Genomic DNA, 18,468 nt, shown 5'->3' with positions numbered 1-18,468 from the left:
GCTCAGCGTCCTTCTTCGATCCAGGTGGCGTTCGGGCCGTCGAGCACGATGTCCCAGTGGTAACCCAGCGAGAACTCCGGCACGGACAGACTGTGGTCGTAGGTGGCGACCAGGCGCTGCCGGGCGGCGTCGTCCGTCACGGACTGGAGGATCGGGTCGTACGGGAAGAGCGGGTCGTTCGGGAAGTACATCTGTGTCACCAGCCGCTGGGCGAACGCCGTTCCGAAGACCGAGAAGTGGATGTGGGCCGGGCGCCAGGCGCCCACGTGATTGCGCCACGGGTACGGGCCCGGCTGGACGGTGGTGAAGCGGTAGAAGCCGTCGGCGTCGGAGAGCGTGCGGCCCACACCGGTGAAGTTGGGGTCCAGCGGTGCGTCGTGCTGCTCTCGCTGGTGGGCGTAGCGGCCGGCCGAGTTGGCCTGCCAGATCTCGACGAGCTGGCCGCGCACCGGACGCCCGTCCCGGTCGAGCAGGCGCCCGGAGACGGTGATCCGCTCACCGATCGGCTCTCCCCGGTGGTGCCTGGTGAGGTCGTTGTCGATCTCGGTGATGTCGCGCTCGCCGAAGGCCGGTGAGGACAGCTCGACCAGTTCCGGGTCCTTGGTGACGTCGACGGCGATCGGCGGCTGCTTGGGGTGGCGCAGCATGGAGGAACGGTAGGGGGCGTAGTCCCGGCGCGGGTGGTGCTCGAGGGGCGCGCCGTCGGCGACCCGCTTCTCGTAGGCGGCGTGTTCGGCCGCGATCTCCAGGTCTATGTCGTGCTGGGTGAGAGCCATGGGGGTTCCTAGCGTTCGGGGGCGGGGCACGGGCCCACGCTGATGCACGGACGTGTTCACTCGAGGCCCTTGGCGACGGTCAGGGCGGCGTCGGTCCTGGCGATGATCTCCTCGACCGCCACCTGGGGTGCGGTCTCCACGAGGACCAGCCCGGCGTCGGTCACGTCGAGGACGCCGAGGTCGGTGATGATCCGGTCCACGCAGGCCCTGCCGGTCAGCGGCAGCGCGCACTCCTCGAGGATCTTCGGTGAACCGTCCTTGGCGGTGTGGTTCATGACGACGATGACGGTCCGGGCGCCGTGCACCAGGTCCATCGCCCCGCCGATCCCCGTGATCATCCTGCCGGGGACGGCCCAGTTGGCCAGGTCGCCCTTCGCGGAGACCTGCATGGCGCCCAGGACGGCGACGTCGATGTGACCGCCGCGGATCATCGAGAAGGACAGCGCCGAATCGAAGAAGGAGGCACCGGGCAGGACCGTCACGGTCTCCTTCCCGGCGTTGATCAGGTCGGGGTCGACCAGGTCGTCGGTGGGATAGGGGCCGGTGCCCAGGATGCCGTTCTCGGATTCGAGGACGACCTCGACGTCGTCGGGAAGGTGGTTGGGGATCAGCGTCGGCAGCCCGATGCCGAGATTGACGTACTGGCCGTCCTTCAGCTCGCGTGCGGCCCGGGCGGCCATCTGTTCGCGCGTCCAGGCCATCAGCCGCGCACCGTCCCGGGCGCCGAAGGCGCGGACACCGTGCGCTGCTCGATCCTCTTGTCGGCGGCCTGCTCCGGGGTGAGGGCCACCACCCGCTGTACGAAGATGCCCGGCAGATGCACCGCGTCCGGGTCGATCGCGCCGGGCTCCACGAGTTCCTCGACCTCGGCGACGGTGACCTTGCCGGCCATGGCCGCCAGGGGGTTGAAGTTGTGGGCGGACTTGTTGAACACGAGGTTGCCGTGCCGGTCGCCCCGCGCGGCACGGACCAGGGCGAAGTCGGTGCGGATGCCGCGCTCCAGCACGTGGTCCACTCCGTCGAACGCGCGGACCTCCTTGGCCGGAGACGCCAGTGCCACCCCGCCCGAACCGTCGTAGCGCCAGGGCAGCCCGCCGTCGGCGACCTGGGTGCCGACCCCGGCGGGGGTGTAGAAAGCGGGGATTCCGGCGCCGCCGGCCCGCAGCCTTTCGGCCAGCGTGCCCTGCGGGATCATCTCGACCTCCAGCTCCCCGGCCAGGTACTGACGGGCGAACTCCTTGTTGGCCCCGATGTAGGAACCGGTCACCCGGGCGATCCGGCCCGCCGCCAGCAGCACCGCGAGCCCCGACTCCATCGCCCCGCAGTTGTTCGACACCACGCTCAGCCCGGCGACCCCCCGCTCGAAGAGCGCCTCGATCAGCACGTTCGGCACACCGCTCAATCCGAACCCGCCGACCGCCAGCGATGCGCCGTCCGGCACATCGGTCACCGCCTCCAGGGCAGAGGCGACCACCTTGTCCATCCGTGAAGCCCCATCTCTTCGTGGCGTCCCGATCAGCAATTAATCAGGGTACTGAGTATTTCCGCGAGGTTGCTTTCACGCTGCCACTGTCGAGCTGAGGCGTCAAGGCCCCATGTTTCCCGACGTTCCGGCGGGAGCGTCGTTCATGGAGAGTCGTGTCCTTGACGGTATCGTTCAGTGCACCTACAAAAATGACCAGGGAGCGCACATGGCCGCCGTGGACCTCTCGACGCACCCGGGGCACCTGGCCCGGCGGTTGCAGCAGGCGCACTACCTGCTGTGGAACACGATGGTCTCGGAGGAGATCACCTCGCCGCAGTTCGCGGTCCTCAACGCGCTCGTCGCCGAGCCCGGGCTCGACCAGCGCACCGTGGGGGAGCGGGTGGGCCTCGACCGGTCCACCATCGCCGAGGTGATCAGCCGGCTCGGCCGCCGGGGCCTCCTCGACAAGGTCCGCGACGCGCAGGACGGCCGTCGCTTCCTGCTGCGCCTCACGGACGAGGGACTGCGCACGCACCGCAGGCTGACGGTGCGCACGGCCCGGATGAACCAGGTCTTCCTGGCTCCGCTGTCCGCCGAGGAGCAGACCCAGTTCTTCGACCTCATCCGGCGGGTCTCGGAGGCCGCCGAGAGCCTGCGCAACCCGGCGCCTCCCCTCCCGGCCACCCAGGCCTGAGGAGGTCCGCCCAGCGGACCCGCTCGCAGTACTGTGCAGATGCGAGGGCGTCAGCCGGGCCGTGCCGCGGTCCAGGGCGGAGAGGATCAGCGATGGCAGCCGAGGCCGAACCCGCGGGCATGCGCACCGTCCAGCGGGCGATCGACATCCTGGGTCTCCTCGACGAGAGCCGCCCCGCGCTGTCCATCCGCGAGATCGTCGCCGCGTCCGGTCTGCCCAAGACGACCGTGCTGCGCCTGCTGGGCACCCTCCGGCTCAACGGTCTGCTCTGGGTCGACGAACACGGCCGCCATATCGCGGGCCCCGCCCTGCTGCGCTGGGCCCGGCTCGCCGAACAGGCCTGGCGACTGCCACCTGCGGCGGCGGTGATACTGCGTGAACTGGCCGCGGAGCACCGGGAGACGGTGCATCTGTACGTCCGCCGCGACATCCGCCGGGTCTGCATCGCGCAGGAGGAGGGGCCCCAGTCCCTGCGGCAGGTCGTACGGGTCGGGGACGAGCTTCCGCTGTGGGCGGGCGGCGTCTCCAGGGCGCTGCTGCTGGACGCCCCGGAGGCCCTGCTGCGCCGCGTCGCGGAGTCCTCGCCGTACGGGGCAGCCCATCTGGACACGTTGCGCGCCTGGATCGAGGAGGCGCGGACGCTCGGCTACGCCACCAGTCACGGAGAACGCGAGGAGGGGCTGTCGGCGGTGGCCGTGCCGGTGAGGGGGCGCGCCGGAGCGGTGACCGCGGCTCTCTCCTTCGGCGGGCCGAGCACCCGGTTCACCGACGAGCGCATACGGCGCTTCGCGGACGGACTGACCGCGGCGGCGCGTGAGCTGGTGCGGGTCGGGCTGCCCTTCGAAGGGTGACCGGGACTTGAGCGACGGGCGCGGACCCTTCCGTTGGTCCGTTCAGCGGACCGGAAGCGTCACTGGGCGGATCGCCGACCTAGACTTGGGGGGCCTCGGCAGGCGCTGTATGCGTACCCCGGAAGGAAGGCGGCACCACCGTGGACCGCACCGTCGTCACCCGTTCCCCGCACACCGCAGCGGACTGGTGGGTCACGGCCGACCAGGCACGGCACGCGGCGCAGGGCGGGCTCGCGGACGCCGCGACGGCACCGGACCTGCTGCGTACGCTCGCCGAACTCGACCGGGCCCGCCGGGAGACGGTGGTCGCCGTCGGTGCGGCCGTGGAGGCGTTGCTCGAGGGCGGCGTCGCCTGGGAGGCGATCGCGGCCGCCCTGGGATTCGACTCTGCCGAGGAGGCCCGCGAGGGGCTCGCCGCCGCCCGCGCCGACGCGGGCACGGCGCTCGAACGCCGCGTGGGGCGCCGGGCGTAGGACCGCTCGGTTCGGCGGTGGTGGACGAGGGTCACTGGCGGGTCGCCGCGGTCCGGCCGTGCGGGGCCCGGTCGCCGTGACTCGACGGTGTGGTCCCGGCCGGCCCGGTCCGGTCGTCCGGACATCGGCTCACTCCGCCGCGAGCACCACCCAGACCTGGCCCTGCGCGAAGTTCACCGGCTTGCCGTCCGCCGTCGTGAACCGGGTGCCCTCCGGCGCGGACGGCCGCTTCCAGTCGGCGTCGAACACCCGCCCGTCGCGCAGCACTTGGGCCTTCCCCGAGCCCACGGTCTGCGAGTACGGCGAGTAGTTGCCGAGCACGTCGTGGAACTGGGATTCACGCACCCGCACGTACTGCACCACCACCGTCGCCGGAGCCACCCGCTTGCCGTCCGCCGTGACCGTCGGCGTCCCGTCCATCGCCACCAGCCAGCGGTGCAGCTGCTCGGACCAGGTGAACGTGAAGCGGGCGGAGGGGAAGCGGACCGTGCGGCTGGTCACCGGAGTTCCGCCGGACGGTGCGGCACCGAAGTGGAACCCGGTCGTCAGAGCGGCGGCGCCCGGTGCGGTCCCCATCAGCTTCTGCGGCCGCAGATAGAGGTTGTGCGGTGCCGCCTTGCCGTTGTCCCGGAAGTAGGCACTCGAGTTCTTGTCGGGCGGCTCGGGGTTCAGCGGTGCCTTGTCGATGAGGGGAAGGAGCTTGTGCTGCGCACCGGAGAACGCGAGCGTCGGGTCGTGGAACTGCCCCAGCAGTTCCAGGTCCGACTCGCGTGCGCTGCGCACCGGGCCGACCACCGTCGGCAGCTTGGTCGCGAACACCGCCATCAGCCGGCTGAGACCGCCCTCGACCTGCTCCGCGTAGACGAGATCCGCCTGGTCCAGGCCCGTCTGCGGCCGGGCCGCGGACACATTGTCGATCTTCACGGCCAGCACCGGGCCCTCAGGTCCCGCGGGGGTCCGGCCGCCGCCCTGCTGGTGCTGCCCCTGCGGGGGCTCGCTCTCGGCGCTTCCGCCCTTGCCGCCTCCCGAATCGCACGCCGTCAGGAGGGAGCCCGTTATGGCGACCGTCAGCAGTACCGCCGCCACGCCGTGCCGTGTCCGCGCTGTCCGCCGCATGCCCACCGCCCACGAAAGCCTGTGCATCGATTATGCGTTTATAAGTTCAATAGTGCTCATACCCGTTCTGCACCGATCGTGCGGAGGGGCGCGTGCAGCGTACGCCTCGGGGACGGAACGGCGAGAGGACACCGAAGAACTGCGGCGTGGATGACCGCTCGGGCGAGGAACGGCCGGGCGGAGAGCGTCAGCGAGGGGTGCCGAGGATTTCCGCGAGGTCGTAGCGCACCGGTTCCTCCAACTGCGTGTACGTACAGCTCTCGGGAGTGCGGTCGGGGCGCCAGCGGCGGAATCGCGCGGTGTGCCGGAAGCGCACGCCGTTCTCCATGTGGTCGTACGCCACCTCCGCCACCCGCTCGGGCCGCAGCGGCACCCAGGACAGGTCCTTCTTGCCCGACCAGCGGCTGGGGGCGCCCGGCAACCGGGCCGTCTCGTGCGCCACCTCGTCCGACCAGGCCGCCCACGGATGCCCCGAGACATCGTCCATCCGCAACGGCTCCAGCTCCTGCACCAGCTCCGCGCGCCGCTTCATGGGAAACGCGGCGGACACCCCCACATGCTGGAGGGTGCCCTGGTCGTCGTGGAGGCCGAGCAGCAGCGAACCGACGACAGGGCCGCTCTTGTGGAAGCGGTAGCCCGCGACCACCACGTCGGCCGTGCGCTCGTGCTTGACCTTGAACATCACACGTTCGTCCGGCCGGTAGGGCAGGGTGAGCGGCTTTGCGATCACTCCGTCCAGGCCCGCGCCCTCGTACTGCTGGAACCACTGCTCCGCCACCGCGCGGTCCGTCGTCGCCGGCGCGAGGTGCACGGGCGGCGTCACCCCGGACAGCGCCCTCTCCAGCAGGGGGCGCCGGTCGCTCAGCGGCACGCCGAGCAACGAGGAGTCGTTCAGCGCCAGCAGATCGAACGCCACGAAGGAGGCCGGGGTCTTCTCCGCGAGCATCCGCACCCGGGAGTCGGCCGGATGGATCCGCTCGGTCAGCGCGTCGAAGTCGAGGTGCCCCTCGCGTGCGATCACGATCTCGCCGTCCATCACACAGCGCTCGGGCAGCCGCTCCCGCAGCACCTCGACCAGTTCGGGGAAGTACCTGGTCAAGGGCTTTCCGGTACGGCTGCCGAGCTCGACCTCGGGGCCGTCGCGGAACACGATCGCCCGGAACCCGTCCCACTTCGCCTCGTACTGCATGTCCGGGGGGATCGTCGCCGCGGACTTGGCGAGCATCGGTTTGACAGGTGGCATCACCGGCAGATCCATGCCTCCGATTCTGCTGCCACATGGTGCGGTTCGCCCAGTGTGCAGGGCGGGGTCGCTGCGCCTACCGTGGCTCCCATGGGTGATGCGGTGGAGCTCGAGGTGGGGGGCAGGGCGGTTCGGCTGTCCAGCCCGGACAAGGTCTTCTTTCCGGAGCGCGGCTTCACCAAGCTAGACCTCGCGCAGTACTACATGGCCGTGGGCCCCGGCATCCTGCGCGCCCTGCGCCATCGGCCCACCACCCTGGAGCGCTACCCGGACGGCGTGACGGGCGAGTCCTTCTTCCAGAAGCGGGCGCCCAAACACATGCCCGCCTGGATCCCCACCGCCCACATCACCTTCCCGAGTGGCCGCAGCGCCGACGAGATGTGCCCCACCGAGGTCGCCGCCGTCGTCTGGGCCGCGCAGTTTGGGACACTGACGTTCCATCCGTGGCCGGTGCGCCAGGGCGACGTCGACCACCCGGACGAACTCCGTATCGACCTCGACCCGCAGCCCGGCACCGACTTCGCCGACGCGGTACGCGCCGCACACGAACTGCGCGCCGTGCTCGACGAGTTCGGCGGACTGCGGGGCTGGCCCAAGACCTCCGGCGGCCGGGGGCTGCACGTCTTCGTGCCCCTTCAGCCGCACTGGACCTTCACCCAGGTGCGCCGGGCCGCGATCGCCGTCGGACGCGAACTGGAGCGGCGGATGCCCGAGCAGGTGACCATCGCGTGGTGGAAGGAGGAGCGCGGCGAGAAGATCTTCGTCGACTACAACCAGACGGCGCGCGACCGCACCATCGCCTCCGCCTACTCCGTCCGCCCCAGGCCGAACGCCCCGGTGTCCGCGCCGCTGCGCTGGGACGAGGTCGACGACGTGGCGCCGAACGACTTCGACCTGGCCACCATGCCCGGCCGGTTCGCCGAACTGGGTGACGTCCACGCGGACATGGACGACCACGCCTTCTCCCTCGAGGCGCTCCTCGAACTGGCCCGCCGCGACGAGCACGACCACGGCCTCGGGGACCTGCCCTATCCGCCCGAGTACCCGAAGATGCCGGGCGAGCCCAAACGGGTGCAGCCCAGCCGGGCCCGCAAAGAAGGCACGCAGGGCAGCCCCGAGACACCCCCCGCCCTCTGACCACTGGACGCCACCCATCCCCGACCCGGCGGACGCCCCGGCCCCTGACGCGGCGTCGCCGGGATACCGCACGCCATGCCGCTCCTTGCTGACGGCGGATCACCCGACAGCGGAGCCCTTAACGCGCCGATATGACCGAGATACCGATGATTTATCCTTCACATGCATAAAATCACCGGGTGCCGCTACTGTCCTTCCTGTTCGTCCTGGCGGCTCGTCTCCGTGAATTCCGTGCAGGAGGGGAACCCCGGTATGGACAGACGCAGCTTCAATCGGCGGATGCTGCTGGGCAGTGCGACCGTGGCGACGACGTTCTCGCTGGGCCCCAAGGCCGTCGGTACCGTCAAGCGGGCGATGACCGCGCGCGACGGCGGTGGCGTCCGGTACATCAAGATGTTCGCCGAGAAGCTCAAGGGCGGCGGGATGGGCTACGGCCTGGCGAGGGGCCGTGCGACCGTCCCGGGGCCGTTGATCGAGATCAACGAGGGCGACACGCTGCACATCGAGTTCGAGAACACGATGGACGTCGAGGCGAGCCTGCATGTGCACGGTCTGGACTACGACATCTTCGAGGACGGCACGAAGACCACCAGGAGCAGTGTGAAGCCGGGTGGCAAGCGCACCTACACCTGGCGCACCCACCGCCCCGGCCGTCGCGAGGACGGCACCTGGCGGGAGGGCAGCGCCGGTTACTGGCACTACCACGACCACGTGGTCGGCACGGACCACGGCACGCTGGGCATTCGCAAGGGCCTGTACGGACCGGTGATCGTACGTCGCGAGGGTGATCTCCTCCCCGACAGGATCCACACCATCGTCTTCAACGAAATGATGATCAATCAGATGGAGCATGCCGGCCCCGACCTGTTGGCGACCGTCGGGGAGCGCGTGGAGTTCGTGATGATCACGCATGGCGACCTCTACCACACGTTCCATCTGCACGGTCACCGCTGGGCGCACAACCGTACGGGCCTCCTCACCGGACCCGACGACCCGAGTCAGATCATCGACAACCGGATCGTGGGACCCGGGGACTCCTTCGGCTTCCAGGTGATCGCGGGCGAGGGCAGCGGACCGGGCGCATGGATGTACCACTGCCATGTACAGCGGCACGCCGACCACGGCATGGCCGGGTTGTTCATCGTGCGGGAACCGGACGGGAGTGTCCCCAGGTACGAACCGCACCAGCACTAGTCGCCGGCGCCTCGAGCACCGCCGCGTGAGCGGCTCCCTCTCGGCCGGTGAGCGCTCTCAGCCCCCTGGACTGCCCGGGCTATCCTGATCGGCACCCGCCGAGGAGGAGTCCCGAAGTGACCGAGAGCGCTCCGCGTCCCACGCTGGAGGCCGTCGCTGCCCGGGCCGGGGTCTCGCGGGCCACCGCGTCCAGGGTCGTCAACGGTGGCGACGGAGTACGCGAGCCTCTCATCGAGCGGGTGCGCCGTGCCGTCGAGGAACTCGGGTATGTGCCCAACCAGGCCGCGCGCAGCCTGGTGACCAGGCGGCACGACGCCGTCGCCGTGGTGATCGCCGAGCCGGAGACCCGGGTCTTCGCCGACCCCTTCTTCGCCCTGCAACTGCGAGGCATCAGCAAGGAGTTGACGGCCCATGACTCCCAGCTCGTGCTGCTCCTGACGGAGGGCCGCGCCGACCACGCCCGGGTCGGCCGCTACCTCGCAGGCGGGCATGTCGACGGCGCCCTCGTCTTCTCCCTGCACCTCGACGATCCGCTGCCGGAACTGGTCCAGCGGGCCGGGGTGCCGACCGTGTTCGGCGGGCGGCCCGGATGGCGCGAGGGCACCCGGAGCACGGTCTATGTGGACAGCGACAACCGTGGCGGGGCCCGTGAGGCCGTACGCCACCTCGTGGGGCTCGGCCGCCGCCGCATCGCGCACATCACCGGCGCGCTGGACCAGACCTCCGCCGTTGACCGGCTCGACGGGTTCCGGGACGTCATGGTCGATGCCGATCCGGGGATCGTCGCCGAAGGAGACTTCACCCCGGCCGGCGGCGAACGCGCGATGCGGGAGCTGCTGGAGCGGTGCCCCGATCTGGACGCGCTCTTCGCCGCCAACGACCTTTCCGCCTCCGGCGCCCTGCGGGTGCTGCGTGCGCAGGGACGCCGGGTGCCGGAGGATGTCGCCGTCATCGGCTTCGACGACATGCTGCCGGTCGCCGAGCAGACCGACCCGCCGCTGACGACGATCCGTCAGGACATCGAGGAGATGGGCCGTCTGATGGCCCGGCTGCTGGTGCGCTCCCTCGACCGGCGGGGCGCCCCGCCCGACGCGGACGGCGGGTCCGGTATGAGCGGTGTGCCGTCCAGCGTGGTGCTGCCGACGACCTTGGTGCGGCGGGCCTCCGCGTAGCCGCAGGAGGGCTGACGTGCGAAAGCGCCGGTCCGTCAGCTGGCCGGTCCGGCGCCGTGGGCGGCACCAAGGGCGAGGACCGGATTCCCGGTTCCGCGCCCCTGCGCCGCCCCTACGGCGCCGGCCCCGCTAGGACTGCTGCGGTGCACTCTTGATGAGCGCGAACCGTGCCCCGTACGGATCGGCGAGCCGCGCGATGCGGCCCACACCCGCCACGTCCGTGGCGGGCATCCGGACGGTGCCGCCGAGCTCCTGAGCGCTGCTCACCGAGGCGTCCGTGTCCGTCACCTCGAAGTACGCCAACCAGTGCGGGCCCGACTCCGCTTCCGTGGGATCGTCGGCGGTCGAGACCAGCCCGCCGAACATGGCGTCCGGGCCGCCGCCCTCGGGGCTGATGCATGTGTACGTGCCGCCGGGGAAGGGCACGCCCTCGACCTCCCAGCCGAGCACCTGGTTGTAGAACGCGGCGGCGCGGGCGACGTCCGGGGTGTACAGCTCGGCCCAGCACAGCGAGCCCGGATCGCCGGCCACGTCGAGGCCCTTGGTCAGGCCCGGCTGCCAGATGCCGAAGGGCGCGCCGGCCGTGTCGGCGAGGATGGCCATGTGGCCCTGGCCCATGACGTCCATGGGCCGCACGAGCACACTGCCGCCCGCCTGCTCGGCCGCCTTCGCGGTGGCCTCCGCGTCAGGGCTCTGGAAGTAGACGGACCAGGACGGCGGGCCCTGCTCGGGCGTGGTCTGCATACCGCCGGCGGCGGTCCTGCCGGCGAGCTGGAAGAAGCCGTAGCCCCCGGCGTCCGGCCCCGCCGACTGGAACTGCCAGCCGAAGAGACCGCCGTAGAAGGAAATGGCCCCGTCGATGTCGGGGGTGCCGACATCCAGCCAGTTCGGGGCGCCGTTGACGAAACGGGTGGTGAGCATGACTCCCCCTTCAAGGGTTCCCGTTGTCTGCACTGCCGAGTCTTGCACCGCCCACCGACACTCGCTGCGAGAGTGACGGGACGCGCCCGGGCGCGGGTGGCGACCGCTATGGTGGTGCTTTTCCCGCATGTTTCTCCGCGCGCCGCCGTGCGCCGCCCCCGCCGCAGCGACATCATCGAGCGCTGTACGGCGGGGCCCCCGGAGGGGCCGTTGATCCCGCGTTGATCGAACGTTTGTCGCCGCGCGGCACGCTCAGGCCATGCACATCGAAGCAATCACTGCGTCCGACATCGCCTGGCAGGACCAGGCGCTGTGTGCGCAGACGGGGGCCGATTTCTTCTTTCCCGAGCCGGGCAGCTCGGTGCGCGAGGCGAAGCGGATCTGCGGGTTGTGCGAGATCCGCTCCACATGCCTCGAATACGCGCTCGCCCACGACGAGCGGTTCGGCGTCTGGGGCGGGCTGTCCGAGAAGGAGCGGATGCAGCTACGGCGCTCGGACGAGCACGGAAGAGACGGAACGGCCCGTCCGGATGCGCCATGGGGCGCACAGGACGATGCTGGAGACATGTCCGGACGGGCTCCTGTCACCGTTCACCCGCCGTCGGGCACCGGCGGTCGCCGGGTGACCACGCGCGGGGAGAGTCTGGGGATCGCGTTCTCCGACGAAGATCTGATCGAGTTCCTCGGGCGGGCGGGCCTGCCCGATGACGAGGACGTGCTCGACGACCCGGCGTGGGTGAAATGGCGAGGCGCGGACGCGCACCACTACGAGGCGGCCTAGGGCAGGTCTGGGCAGGATCCTACGAGGCCGCGTAGGAGCGCGACGCTGCGTGCGCGCGGCTGGATTGTTGCGGTGGCCGACCGGAGGCCGGGCCGGCGGCCCGGCGCCGCCTAGTCCTCGCTTACGGGTGCCAGTACGGCCAGCGTCTCCTGGGCTCGGCGCAGCGCGACCTCCAGTGCGAGCGGTGGGTGCAGCATCCCGCTTCCGTCGGGCGGGACGATCCACTCCACCGCGCCCGCCGGCCGGTACGGGGGAGGCACGGCGACCCAGGATCCTTTGCTCACATGGCGGATCCCGGTCCCCACCCAGTGGCCCGCCGGATCCGGCGGCACGAAGAAACCCAGCCGGTGCGCGGCCGAGTCCACCAGCGTCGGTCCGGGCGTCCGCACCGGGTCGTACCACAGGATGTCCAGGGTCAGCAGGCCGAGTTGCCGGGGGACGCTCACCACGTCCCAGCGGCGTCCGGCCTCCAGCAGCACGGTGCCGTCCCCGAGCTCCCACTCCCGCTTGCACGCCTCAGGGTCCGACGCGGCGGCAGCCAGCCACTCCACGCCCTGCATCCACATCGCATTCATCATGACCCGCTCCAAGGGCGCCACCCGGCGACCAGGCGTACGACAGGGACTGTGCCGAGCGGGCGCCCGCGGGGAACGCCAACCCGGCATATTCATGGTGGTAGATATTTCTACCCCGCCGAAAGGGTGGCGCGACGTGGCGATTACTGCGGAAACGTTCTGCCCTGTTTCGGCGTCAGCCATCCGGCCGTCAGCCGCCGGATGGCCGACCGCACTCCGGCGGAACGGACCATGCGTACCTGCGCCCCGTCCCGGCCCCACCGAGACGTCGCTCAAGCGGCGTTCCCCGCCGTGCCGTTCGCGGCCGGCCCGCGGGCTACGCCTCCTTGCGTGCCGCCTGCCGGGCCTTGCGGGCGGCGAGCCTCTCGTCGAACTTCGTGGCCTCGGCGTTCAGCCCGCCCATGAACAGGCCCAGCTCCTCCTGGGCCCTGCGGCCCTCGGGGCCGAGGCCGTCGATCTCCATGACCTTCAGGAAGCGCAGCACCGGCTGGAGCACGTCGTCGTGGTGGATGCGCAGGTTGTAGACCTCGCCGATCGCCATCTGCGCGGCGGCGCGCTCGAAACCCGGAATCCCGTGGCCGGGCATACGGAAGTTCACCACGACGTCCCGGACCGCCTGCATGGTCGGGTCGGGTGCCATCTCGAACGCGGCCTTCAGCAGATTCCGGTAGAAGACCATGTGCAGGTTCTCGTCGGTCGCGATCCGGGCCAGCATCCGGTCGCAGGCCGGGTCTCCCGACTGGTGGCCGGTGTTGCGGTGCGAGATGCGGGTGGCCAGCTCCTGGAAGGCGACATACGCGACGGAGTGCAGCATCGAGTGCCCGTTGTCCGACTCGAAGCCCTCGCTCATGTGGGCCATACGGAACTGTTCCAGTTTGTCCGGGTCGACCGCGCGCGAGGCGAGCAGGTAGTCGCGCATCACGATGCCGTGCCGGCCCTCCTCGGCGGTCCAGCGGTGCACCCAGGTGCCCCAGGCGCCGTCGCGGCCGAAGAGCGTGGCGATCTCGTGGTGGTAGCTCGGGAGGTTGTCCTCCGTCAGGAGGTTCACCACCAGCGCGATACGGCCGATCTCGGTGACCTTCGACTGCTCCTTGTCCCAGGCCACCCCGTCCTCGAAGAGGCCGGGGAAGTTGCGTCCCTCGGCCCAGGGCACGTACTCGTGCGGCATCCAGTCCTTGGCGGCCTTCAGATGCCGGTTCAGTTCGTTTTCGACCACTTCCTCCAGCGCGTACAGCAGCCGGGCGTCGGTCCAGACGGAGGGGCTGCCGAGGTGGGGAGAGGTGATCGTCACAGGAACTCCAGGGGGACGCTGAGCAAACCGGCGAGGACTGCCGGAACTTACGGGATCGTAGGCTACGTAGCCGTAGGTTACGAACCCGTAGGTTAAGTGCGCTGTAAAGGCACTGCTCAGCCGCTGCCCGGCGCGGAACGACGGGCAGGCGCCGTGGCTGGTCCCGGGCACGCCCAAGTCCCTGTGGACCGGAGGGGTCCACAGGGCGGGGGTGAGGTTTCATCCCGTCAGACGTACAACTCCCGCATACGCACGGAGAGGCATGTCACACAGCCCTCGAGCTTCTCGAACTCGCCGATGTCCACGAGCACCGGTTCATGGCCGAGGTCGGTGAGCAGTTCGGCCGTCTTGGGGGCGCTTGCCGCCATGAGCAGCTTGCCGCCGCCGAGCAGCACGACGTGCGCGCCGGACTGCTCCGGGACCGGCAGGAAACCGGGGAACAGCGCCGGCTTGTCCACCAGCGGCACATGGCCGATGACGGTGTCGTCGGGCAGCGCGGTGACCGCCGACTTCAGATGCAGCACCCGTGTGACGGGCACCGCGACCACGCGGGCGCCCAACGGTTCGAAGACGGCGCGCAGCTGCTGGATCGCGGCCGCGTTGGTGCGCCCGCTGCGGCCCACATAGATCGTGTCGCCGACCTTGAGGACGTCGCCGCCGTCGAGGGTGCCCGGCTCCCAGATCCAGTTCACCGAGCAGCCCAGCCGGGCCACGGCCTCCTCGACGCCCGCGGTCTCCTCGCGCCGGGATTCCGCGCCCGGCCGGGCGATCAGCGCGACGTTCTTGTACATCACCACCGCGTCCTCGACGAACACCGAGTCCGGGCAGTCGTCGGCCGGGTCCACCTCGATCGTCTCCCAGCCGTGTGTACGCAATGCCTCCGCGTACGCCTCCCATTGCTCGAGCGCGAGGTCGACGTCCACCTTCTCCCGCTCGATATGCGTCACCAGCCCCTCGGAGAGGCGCGGGCTCGGTCGGCGGATGAGGGCCTTCTTGCTGGGCACGTGCAAACTCCGTCTCGGCTGATGGTTTCGCCCGCCATCATGCAGGCCCGGCCCCCGGGGACAAAGCCCCGGGGGCCGACTGCGGTGCGACCGCCCTTCGCGTCCGCGGGCGTCAGGCGGGATCTGTGAGGGCCTCCGGCTCGGTCTCCGTGAGAACCCCGTCCAGCAGCAGCCAGCGTGTGATCCCGATCGACTCCAGGAACGGCAGGTCGTGGCTCGCCACGATCAGCGCCCCCTCGTACGACTCCAGGGCCGTGGTCAGCTGCCGGACGCTCGCCATGTCGAGGTTGTTCGTGGGCTCGTCGAGCATCAGCAGCTGTGGCGCCGGTTCGGCGAGCATCAGCGCGGCCAGCGCGGCGCGGAACCGCTCGCCGCCCGACAGGGTCCCGGCCGGCTGGTCGGCCCGTGCCCCCCGGAACAGGAAGCGGGCCAGCCGCGCCCGGATCCGGTTGCCGGTGGCGTCCGGCGCGAACCGGGCCACGTTCTCCACGACCGTCAGACCGTCGTCGAGGACGTCCAGTCGTTGCGGCAGGAAACGCAGCGGCACATGCGCCGTCGCCTCGCCGCTGACCGGTTCCAGTTCGCCCGCGATGGTGCGCAGCAGGGTCGACTTGCCCGCGCCGTTGCGCCCGATCAGCGCGATCCGCTCGGGGCCGTGCAGCTCGAAGGCACCCTCCACACGCGCCCCGTACGTCAGCTCGAGCTCCCGGAGCGTCAGCACGGATCGTCCGTAGGGCACCGCCGTGTGCGGCAGGTCGATGCGGATCTCGTCGTCGTCCCGTACCGCCAGGGCCGCCTCGTCCAGCCGCTCCCGGGCCTCGGCGAGCCGCTCCTCGTGCAGGATGCGGTGCTTGCCCGCGGACTCCTGAGCGGCCCGCTTGCGCGCCCCCATCACGATCTTCGGTTCGCGTTTCTGGTCCCACATCTTCTGGCCGTACTTCCTGCGCCGGGCCAGCTTGGTCCGGGCGTCGGCCAGTTCGCGCTTCTGCTTGCGGAAGTCCGCCTCGGCGACGCGCACCATGCGCTCCGCCGCCTCCTGCTCGACGGCCAGCGCCTCCTCGTACGCGGAGAGGTTGCCGCCGAACCAGGTCACCTCCCCGGAACGCAGATCGGCGATCTGGTCGACCAGTTCGAGCAGTTCCCGGTCGTGGCTGACCACGACCATGACCCCCGACCAGGCCTCCACGGCGGCGTACAGCCTGCGGCGCGCGTAGAGGTCCAGGTTGTTGGTGGGCTCGTCCAGCAGCAGCACGTCCGGGCGGCGCAGCAGCAGGGCTGCCAGCCGCAGCAGAACGGACTCGCCGCCGGAGACCTCGCCGATGGTGCGGTCGAGACCGATGTGGCCGAGTCCGAGTTCGCCGAGCATCGCCTCGGCGCGCTCCTCCACGTCCCAGTCGTCGCCGACGGCGGCGAAGTGCTCCTCGGCGGCGTCTCCTGCCTCGATGGCGTGCAGCGCGGCGCGGGTCGAGGCGATGCCGAGCGCCTCGTCCACACGCAGGGAGGTGTCCAGCGTGACGTTCTGCGGGAGGTGGCCGACCTCGCCGGTGACGTGCACGGTCCCTGAGGAGGGCGCCAGCTCACCGGCGATCAGCTTGAGCAGGGTGGACTTCCCCGACCCGTTGACCCCGACGAGCCCGGTCCGGCCGGCCCCGAACGCGGTGTGGAGCTCCTCGAAGACGGCGGTTCCGTCGGGCCAGGAGAAGGACAGGGACGTACAGGAGAGGAAAGGGATGTGTGACATAAGGGCCTCGCGGTCGCTCGGAAGGGATGGGGGCAACGCGTGAGAGACACCGCGAGGGCGAGGGGCCACGATCAGGCAGGGCCCTGCTCCGCAGGACGGACGGCTCGAATGCCGAGGTCGCACGCGACACACGGACGCGGAAAAGCGTCCAGTGAGCGGTGTCTCAGGACCTCAGACGAGCAACGTCCTTCTCCAATCGGCGGCAACAGGACCGCTGAACACCGTAGGAACGGGTACCTGAGGTGTCAACGGAATAACGGACCACCCCCGGGTCCGCGACCGCCGTGCGGCCCGTGACCGGACGGCCGCGTCCGCCGCACCGTGCGCAAGGAGGCCCCGTGCCCGACGGCTCCACCTCGCTGCCCGCCCGGCTGTACCTGCTGGCCTGGGACACCACCAAGCTCAGGCTCACCGGCGCGGCCCGGCTCGCGCACCTGGTGCGGGCGGGTGCCCTCACCGAGTTGGCCCAGCGGGAACTGCTGGTCGACGTGGAGGGCATCGCGACGCCCGCCGACCTCGACGCCCGCACCGGCGACCTCGCCCTCGACGGCCTCCTCGAACTCGTCGAGGAGTCCATGCCCCGCCCGTGGAAGACCTGGGTGACCCAGTACGCCAGGGTCACCCTCGACGCGGTGCGCGCACAGCTCGCCGCCGATGGCCTGCTGCGCGCCGGCAAGAAGAGGGTGCTCGGCCTCTTCCCGTCCGTGGAGTACGCCCTGGAAGGGGTGCAGGTGGCGGAGGCGTTGCAGCAGGAGGTGCGGCAGGTGATCGCGGGCCCGGTGCCCGTCGCGGAGGTGTCCGACCGGGACGCGGCCCTCGCGGCCCTGGCCGCCGCGGCCGGACTGCGCACGGTGGTGACCCCCGAGGATCAGAAGCGCCGCAGGGAGCGCATCGAGGCGCTGACCGAGCGCAGCGGGGCCGCGGCGCCCGCGCTGCGGCAGATCGTCCGGGAGGTGCGCTCGGCGATGATCGTGGCGGTGACGGCAGCCACTGCCACGGGCGTGGGCACCTGAGGCGCTGCGCCGCGCGTACACGTCGGATCTCTGCCAGCCACGGCGCCGCGCCCAGTGGTTGGCTGGGCTCCATGAACCGTCATGGTCTTCTGCGAGAGCAGGCTCTCGCCTTCCGCGCCCGCCACGTGCCCGGCCGTCCGATCGTCCTGCCGAACGCCTGGGACACGGCCAGTGCGCGGCTCGTCGAGCAGGCGGGTGCGACCGCCGTCGCCACCACGAGCGCCGGGCTCGCCTGGGCACTCGGCGCCGCCGACGGCGACCGGCTGTCCCGTGACGACGCCCTCGCGGCGATCGCGCGGATCGCAAGCACGGTGGCCGTGCCCGTCAGCGCCGACATCGAGACCGGCTACGCGGATGACGCCGCGGGCGTCGGCGACACCATCAGGGCGGTGCTCGCCGCGGGCGCCGTCGGTGTGAACATCGAGGACGGTCTGTACGGCGGCGACGCCCCGGTGCGGCCGGCCGCCGAGCAGGCGGAACGTATCGCGGCAGCGAGGCAGGCCGCCGACGCGGCCGGCGTGCCGCTGTTCGTCAACGCCCGCGTGGACACGTATCTGCGGGGCGCCGGGGAACTGTCGGAGACACTGGAGCGGGCCGCCGCCTACCTTGCCGCCGGGGCGGACGGCGTCTTCGTGCCCGGGGCCGTCGACCCGGGGATCGTGAAAGCGCTCGCCGAGGGCATCGACGGTCCGCTGAACGTGATGGTCGGACCCGGCGCACCCGCCGTCGGTGAACTGGCCGCCCTCGGCGTCGCCCGGGTCAGCGCCGGGTCGGCACTCGCGCAGGCCGTGCACGGACTGGTCCACCGCGCCGCGCGGGAGCTGCTGGACGCGGGGACGTACGGGGAACTGGCCGGTGGGAGCGGCTACGAGGAGCTCAACGCACTGCTGGGCAGGGGCCGTTGAATTCGCCGGGTGTGCCTGCGGCCGTTCGCGGCGACACCTGAGGGGCGAGCGCGGGGGACACGACGGACGTCGCGGCGCGGCCACGTCGGCCGGGTGCACGCGGTCGCCGAACCGCC

Annotated in this window: 18 protein-coding genes and 1 pseudogene; 9 read left to right on the top strand and 10 right to left on the bottom strand. The window is 71.0% G+C overall.

Annotated elements, in window-relative coordinates; translation table 11 throughout:
• Positions 1-2: 2 nt before the first annotated feature.
• The 3 genes from pcaH to ACQEXA_RS09920 are packed head-to-tail and all read right to left on the bottom strand — an operon-like array spanning position 3 to position 2,259.
• Positions 3-776, bottom strand: coding sequence for a protocatechuate 3,4-dioxygenase subunit beta (gene pcaH / locus ACQEXA_RS09930; RefSeq protein WP_433129446.1), 774 nt, complete (start codon positions 774-776; stop codon positions 3-5).
• Between the two features lie 56 nt (positions 777-832).
• The gene (locus tag ACQEXA_RS09925) at positions 833-1,477 is read right to left on the bottom strand and encodes a CoA transferase subunit B (protein WP_432935221.1); all 645 of its coding nucleotides are present in this window, start codon (positions 1,475-1,477) and stop codon (positions 833-835) included.
• Entirely contained in the window at positions 1,477-2,259 is a 783-nt protein-coding gene (locus tag ACQEXA_RS09920; RefSeq protein WP_432935222.1) for a CoA transferase subunit A, read from the bottom strand. The genes ACQEXA_RS09925 and ACQEXA_RS09920 overlap by 1 nt, the downstream gene beginning before the upstream one ends.
• A gap of 208 nt (positions 2,260-2,467) precedes the next feature.
• On the opposite strand from ACQEXA_RS09920, the gene ACQEXA_RS09915 reads away from it, so the two are divergent.
• The 3 genes from ACQEXA_RS09915 (at position 2,468) to ACQEXA_RS09905 (ending at position 4,259) form a co-directional block, all read left to right on the top strand.
• Positions 2,468-2,935, top strand: a complete 468-nt coding sequence (locus tag ACQEXA_RS09915) for a MarR family winged helix-turn-helix transcriptional regulator (RefSeq protein WP_432935223.1) — start codon at positions 2,468-2,470, stop codon at positions 2,933-2,935.
• Positions 2,936-3,027: 92 nt separating this feature from the next.
• Positions 3,028-3,786, top strand: coding sequence for an IclR family transcriptional regulator (locus tag ACQEXA_RS09910; RefSeq protein ID WP_433129444.1), 759 nt, complete (start codon positions 3,028-3,030; stop codon positions 3,784-3,786).
• A 140-nt stretch (positions 3,787-3,926) separates the two neighbouring features.
• Entirely contained in the window at positions 3,927-4,259 is a 333-nt protein-coding gene (locus tag ACQEXA_RS09905; protein ID WP_359399491.1) for a hypothetical protein, read from the top strand.
• A gap of 129 nt (positions 4,260-4,388) precedes the next feature.
• Here ACQEXA_RS09905 and ACQEXA_RS09900 read toward each other — a convergent pair whose 3' ends face one another.
• A complete protein-coding gene (locus tag ACQEXA_RS09900; RefSeq protein ID WP_432935225.1) occupies positions 4,389-5,402 on the bottom strand; it encodes a DUF3048 domain-containing protein in 1,014 nt (337 codons plus the stop codon).
• A gap of 160 nt (positions 5,403-5,562) precedes the next feature.
• Positions 5,563-6,633, bottom strand: a complete 1,071-nt coding sequence (locus tag ACQEXA_RS09895; protein ID WP_433129443.1) for an ATP-dependent DNA ligase — start codon at positions 6,631-6,633, stop codon at positions 5,563-5,565.
• A 75-nt stretch (positions 6,634-6,708) separates the two neighbouring features.
• Here ACQEXA_RS09895 and ligD point away from each other — a divergent pair, with 75 nt between their 5' ends.
• The 3 genes from ligD to ACQEXA_RS09880 all read left to right on the top strand — a co-directional run bounded on the left by ligD (position 6,709) and on the right by ACQEXA_RS09880 (position 10,121).
• Entirely contained in the window at positions 6,709-7,755 is a 1,047-nt protein-coding gene (gene ligD, locus ACQEXA_RS09890; RefSeq protein WP_432935227.1) for a non-homologous end-joining DNA ligase, read from the top strand.
• A 252-nt stretch (positions 7,756-8,007) separates the two neighbouring features.
• Positions 8,008-8,949 (top strand): multicopper oxidase domain-containing protein, encoded by a 942-nt coding sequence (locus tag ACQEXA_RS09885; RefSeq protein ID WP_433129441.1) that lies wholly within the window; start codon positions 8,008-8,010, stop codon positions 8,947-8,949.
• A 116-nt stretch (positions 8,950-9,065) separates the two neighbouring features.
• Positions 9,066-10,121, top strand: coding sequence for a LacI family DNA-binding transcriptional regulator (locus ACQEXA_RS09880; RefSeq protein WP_433129439.1), 1,056 nt, complete (start codon positions 9,066-9,068; stop codon positions 10,119-10,121).
• A 129-nt stretch (positions 10,122-10,250) separates the two neighbouring features.
• On the opposite strand, the gene ACQEXA_RS09875 is transcribed toward ACQEXA_RS09880, so the two are convergent.
• Positions 10,251-11,042, bottom strand: a complete 792-nt coding sequence (locus ACQEXA_RS09875) for a VOC family protein (protein ID WP_432935230.1) — start codon at positions 11,040-11,042, stop codon at positions 10,251-10,253.
• A gap of 259 nt (positions 11,043-11,301) precedes the next feature.
• Between ACQEXA_RS09875 and ACQEXA_RS09870 the strand changes: the two are divergent.
• Positions 11,302-11,541, top strand: a pseudogene (locus tag ACQEXA_RS09870) (WhiB family transcriptional regulator); the annotation flags it as partial.
• Positions 11,542-11,933: 392 nt separating this feature from the next.
• Here the strand turns inward: ACQEXA_RS09870 and ACQEXA_RS09865 are convergent.
• The 4 genes from ACQEXA_RS09865 to ACQEXA_RS09850 all read right to left on the bottom strand — a co-directional run bounded on the left by ACQEXA_RS09865 (position 11,934) and on the right by ACQEXA_RS09850 (position 16,434).
• Positions 11,934-12,401, bottom strand: coding sequence for a hypothetical protein (locus tag ACQEXA_RS09865; RefSeq protein WP_433129437.1), 468 nt, complete (start codon positions 12,399-12,401; stop codon positions 11,934-11,936).
• Between the two features lie 313 nt (positions 12,402-12,714).
• On the bottom strand, positions 12,715-13,689 hold the full coding sequence (locus tag ACQEXA_RS09860; RefSeq protein ID WP_433129435.1) for an acyl-ACP desaturase: 975 nt from the start codon (positions 13,687-13,689) through the stop codon (positions 12,715-12,717).
• A 227-nt stretch (positions 13,690-13,916) separates the two neighbouring features.
• On the bottom strand, positions 13,917-14,693 hold the full coding sequence (gene ddaH / locus ACQEXA_RS09855; RefSeq protein ID WP_433129433.1) for a dimethylargininase: 777 nt from the start codon (positions 14,691-14,693) through the stop codon (positions 13,917-13,919).
• A gap of 112 nt (positions 14,694-14,805) precedes the next feature.
• The gene (locus tag ACQEXA_RS09850) at positions 14,806-16,434 is read right to left on the bottom strand and encodes an ABC-F family ATP-binding cassette domain-containing protein (protein ID WP_433129431.1); all 1,629 of its coding nucleotides are present in this window, start codon (positions 16,432-16,434) and stop codon (positions 14,806-14,808) included.
• A gap of 338 nt (positions 16,435-16,772) precedes the next feature.
• Between ACQEXA_RS09850 and ACQEXA_RS09845 the strand changes: the two genes are divergently transcribed.
• Together ACQEXA_RS09845 and ACQEXA_RS09840 are read left to right on the top strand one after the other, a co-directional pair.
• Complete coding sequence (locus ACQEXA_RS09845; protein ID WP_432935235.1) at positions 16,773-17,447, top strand: GOLPH3/VPS74 family protein; 675 nt, start codon at positions 16,773-16,775, stop codon at positions 17,445-17,447.
• Between the two features lie 71 nt (positions 17,448-17,518).
• Positions 17,519-18,352: an isocitrate lyase/PEP mutase family protein gene (locus tag ACQEXA_RS09840; RefSeq protein ID WP_433129429.1), complete on the top strand. Its 834-nt coding sequence runs from the start codon at positions 17,519-17,521 to the stop codon at positions 18,350-18,352.
• Positions 18,353-18,468 lie beyond the last annotated feature (116 nt).

Source organism: Streptomyces sp. CA-106110, from assembly GCF_050936285.1.
Classification (GTDB): Bacteria; Actinomycetota; Actinomycetes; order Streptomycetales; family Streptomycetaceae; genus Streptomyces.
The sequence above is the reverse complement of the archived record's forward strand: the minus strand, read 5'-3'. Positions and strand labels throughout refer to the sequence as shown.

What these genes read in the sequence shown, in the direction of transcription:
- pcaH (WP_433129446.1), bottom strand. Translation starts at nt 776, where the DNA reads ATGGCTCTCACCCAGCACGACATAGACCTGGAGATCGCGGCCGAACAC.
- ACQEXA_RS09925 (WP_432935221.1), bottom strand. Translation starts at nt 1,477, where the DNA reads ATGGCCTGGACGCGCGAACAGATGGCCGCCCGGGCCGCACGCGAGCTG.
- ACQEXA_RS09920 (WP_432935222.1), bottom strand. Translation starts at nt 2,259, where the DNA reads ATGGACAAGGTGGTCGCCTCTGCCCTGGAGGCGGTGACCGATGTGCCG.
- ACQEXA_RS09915 (WP_432935223.1), top strand. Translation starts at nt 2,468, where the DNA reads ATGGCCGCCGTGGACCTCTCGACGCACCCGGGGCACCTGGCCCGGCGG.
- ACQEXA_RS09910 (WP_433129444.1), top strand. Translation starts at nt 3,028, where the DNA reads ATGGCAGCCGAGGCCGAACCCGCGGGCATGCGCACCGTCCAGCGGGCG.
- ACQEXA_RS09900 (WP_432935225.1), bottom strand. Translation starts at nt 5,402, where the DNA reads ATGCACAGGCTTTCGTGGGCGGTGGGCATGCGGCGGACAGCGCGGACA.
- ACQEXA_RS09895 (WP_433129443.1), bottom strand. Translation starts at nt 6,633, where the DNA reads ATGGATCTGCCGGTGATGCCACCTGTCAAACCGATGCTCGCCAAGTCC.
- ligD (WP_432935227.1), top strand. Translation starts at nt 6,709, where the DNA reads ATGGGTGATGCGGTGGAGCTCGAGGTGGGGGGCAGGGCGGTTCGGCTG.
- ACQEXA_RS09885 (WP_433129441.1), top strand. Translation starts at nt 8,008, where the DNA reads ATGGACAGACGCAGCTTCAATCGGCGGATGCTGCTGGGCAGTGCGACC.
- ACQEXA_RS09875 (WP_432935230.1), bottom strand. Translation starts at nt 11,042, where the DNA reads ATGCTCACCACCCGTTTCGTCAACGGCGCCCCGAACTGGCTGGATGTC.
- ACQEXA_RS09865 (WP_433129437.1), bottom strand. Translation starts at nt 12,401, where the DNA reads ATGATGAATGCGATGTGGATGCAGGGCGTGGAGTGGCTGGCTGCCGCC.
- ACQEXA_RS09850 (WP_433129431.1), bottom strand. Translation starts at nt 16,434, where the DNA reads ATGTCACACATCCCTTTCCTCTCCTGTACGTCCCTGTCCTTCTCCTGG.
- ACQEXA_RS09840 (WP_433129429.1), top strand. Translation starts at nt 17,519, where the DNA reads ATGAACCGTCATGGTCTTCTGCGAGAGCAGGCTCTCGCCTTCCGCGCC.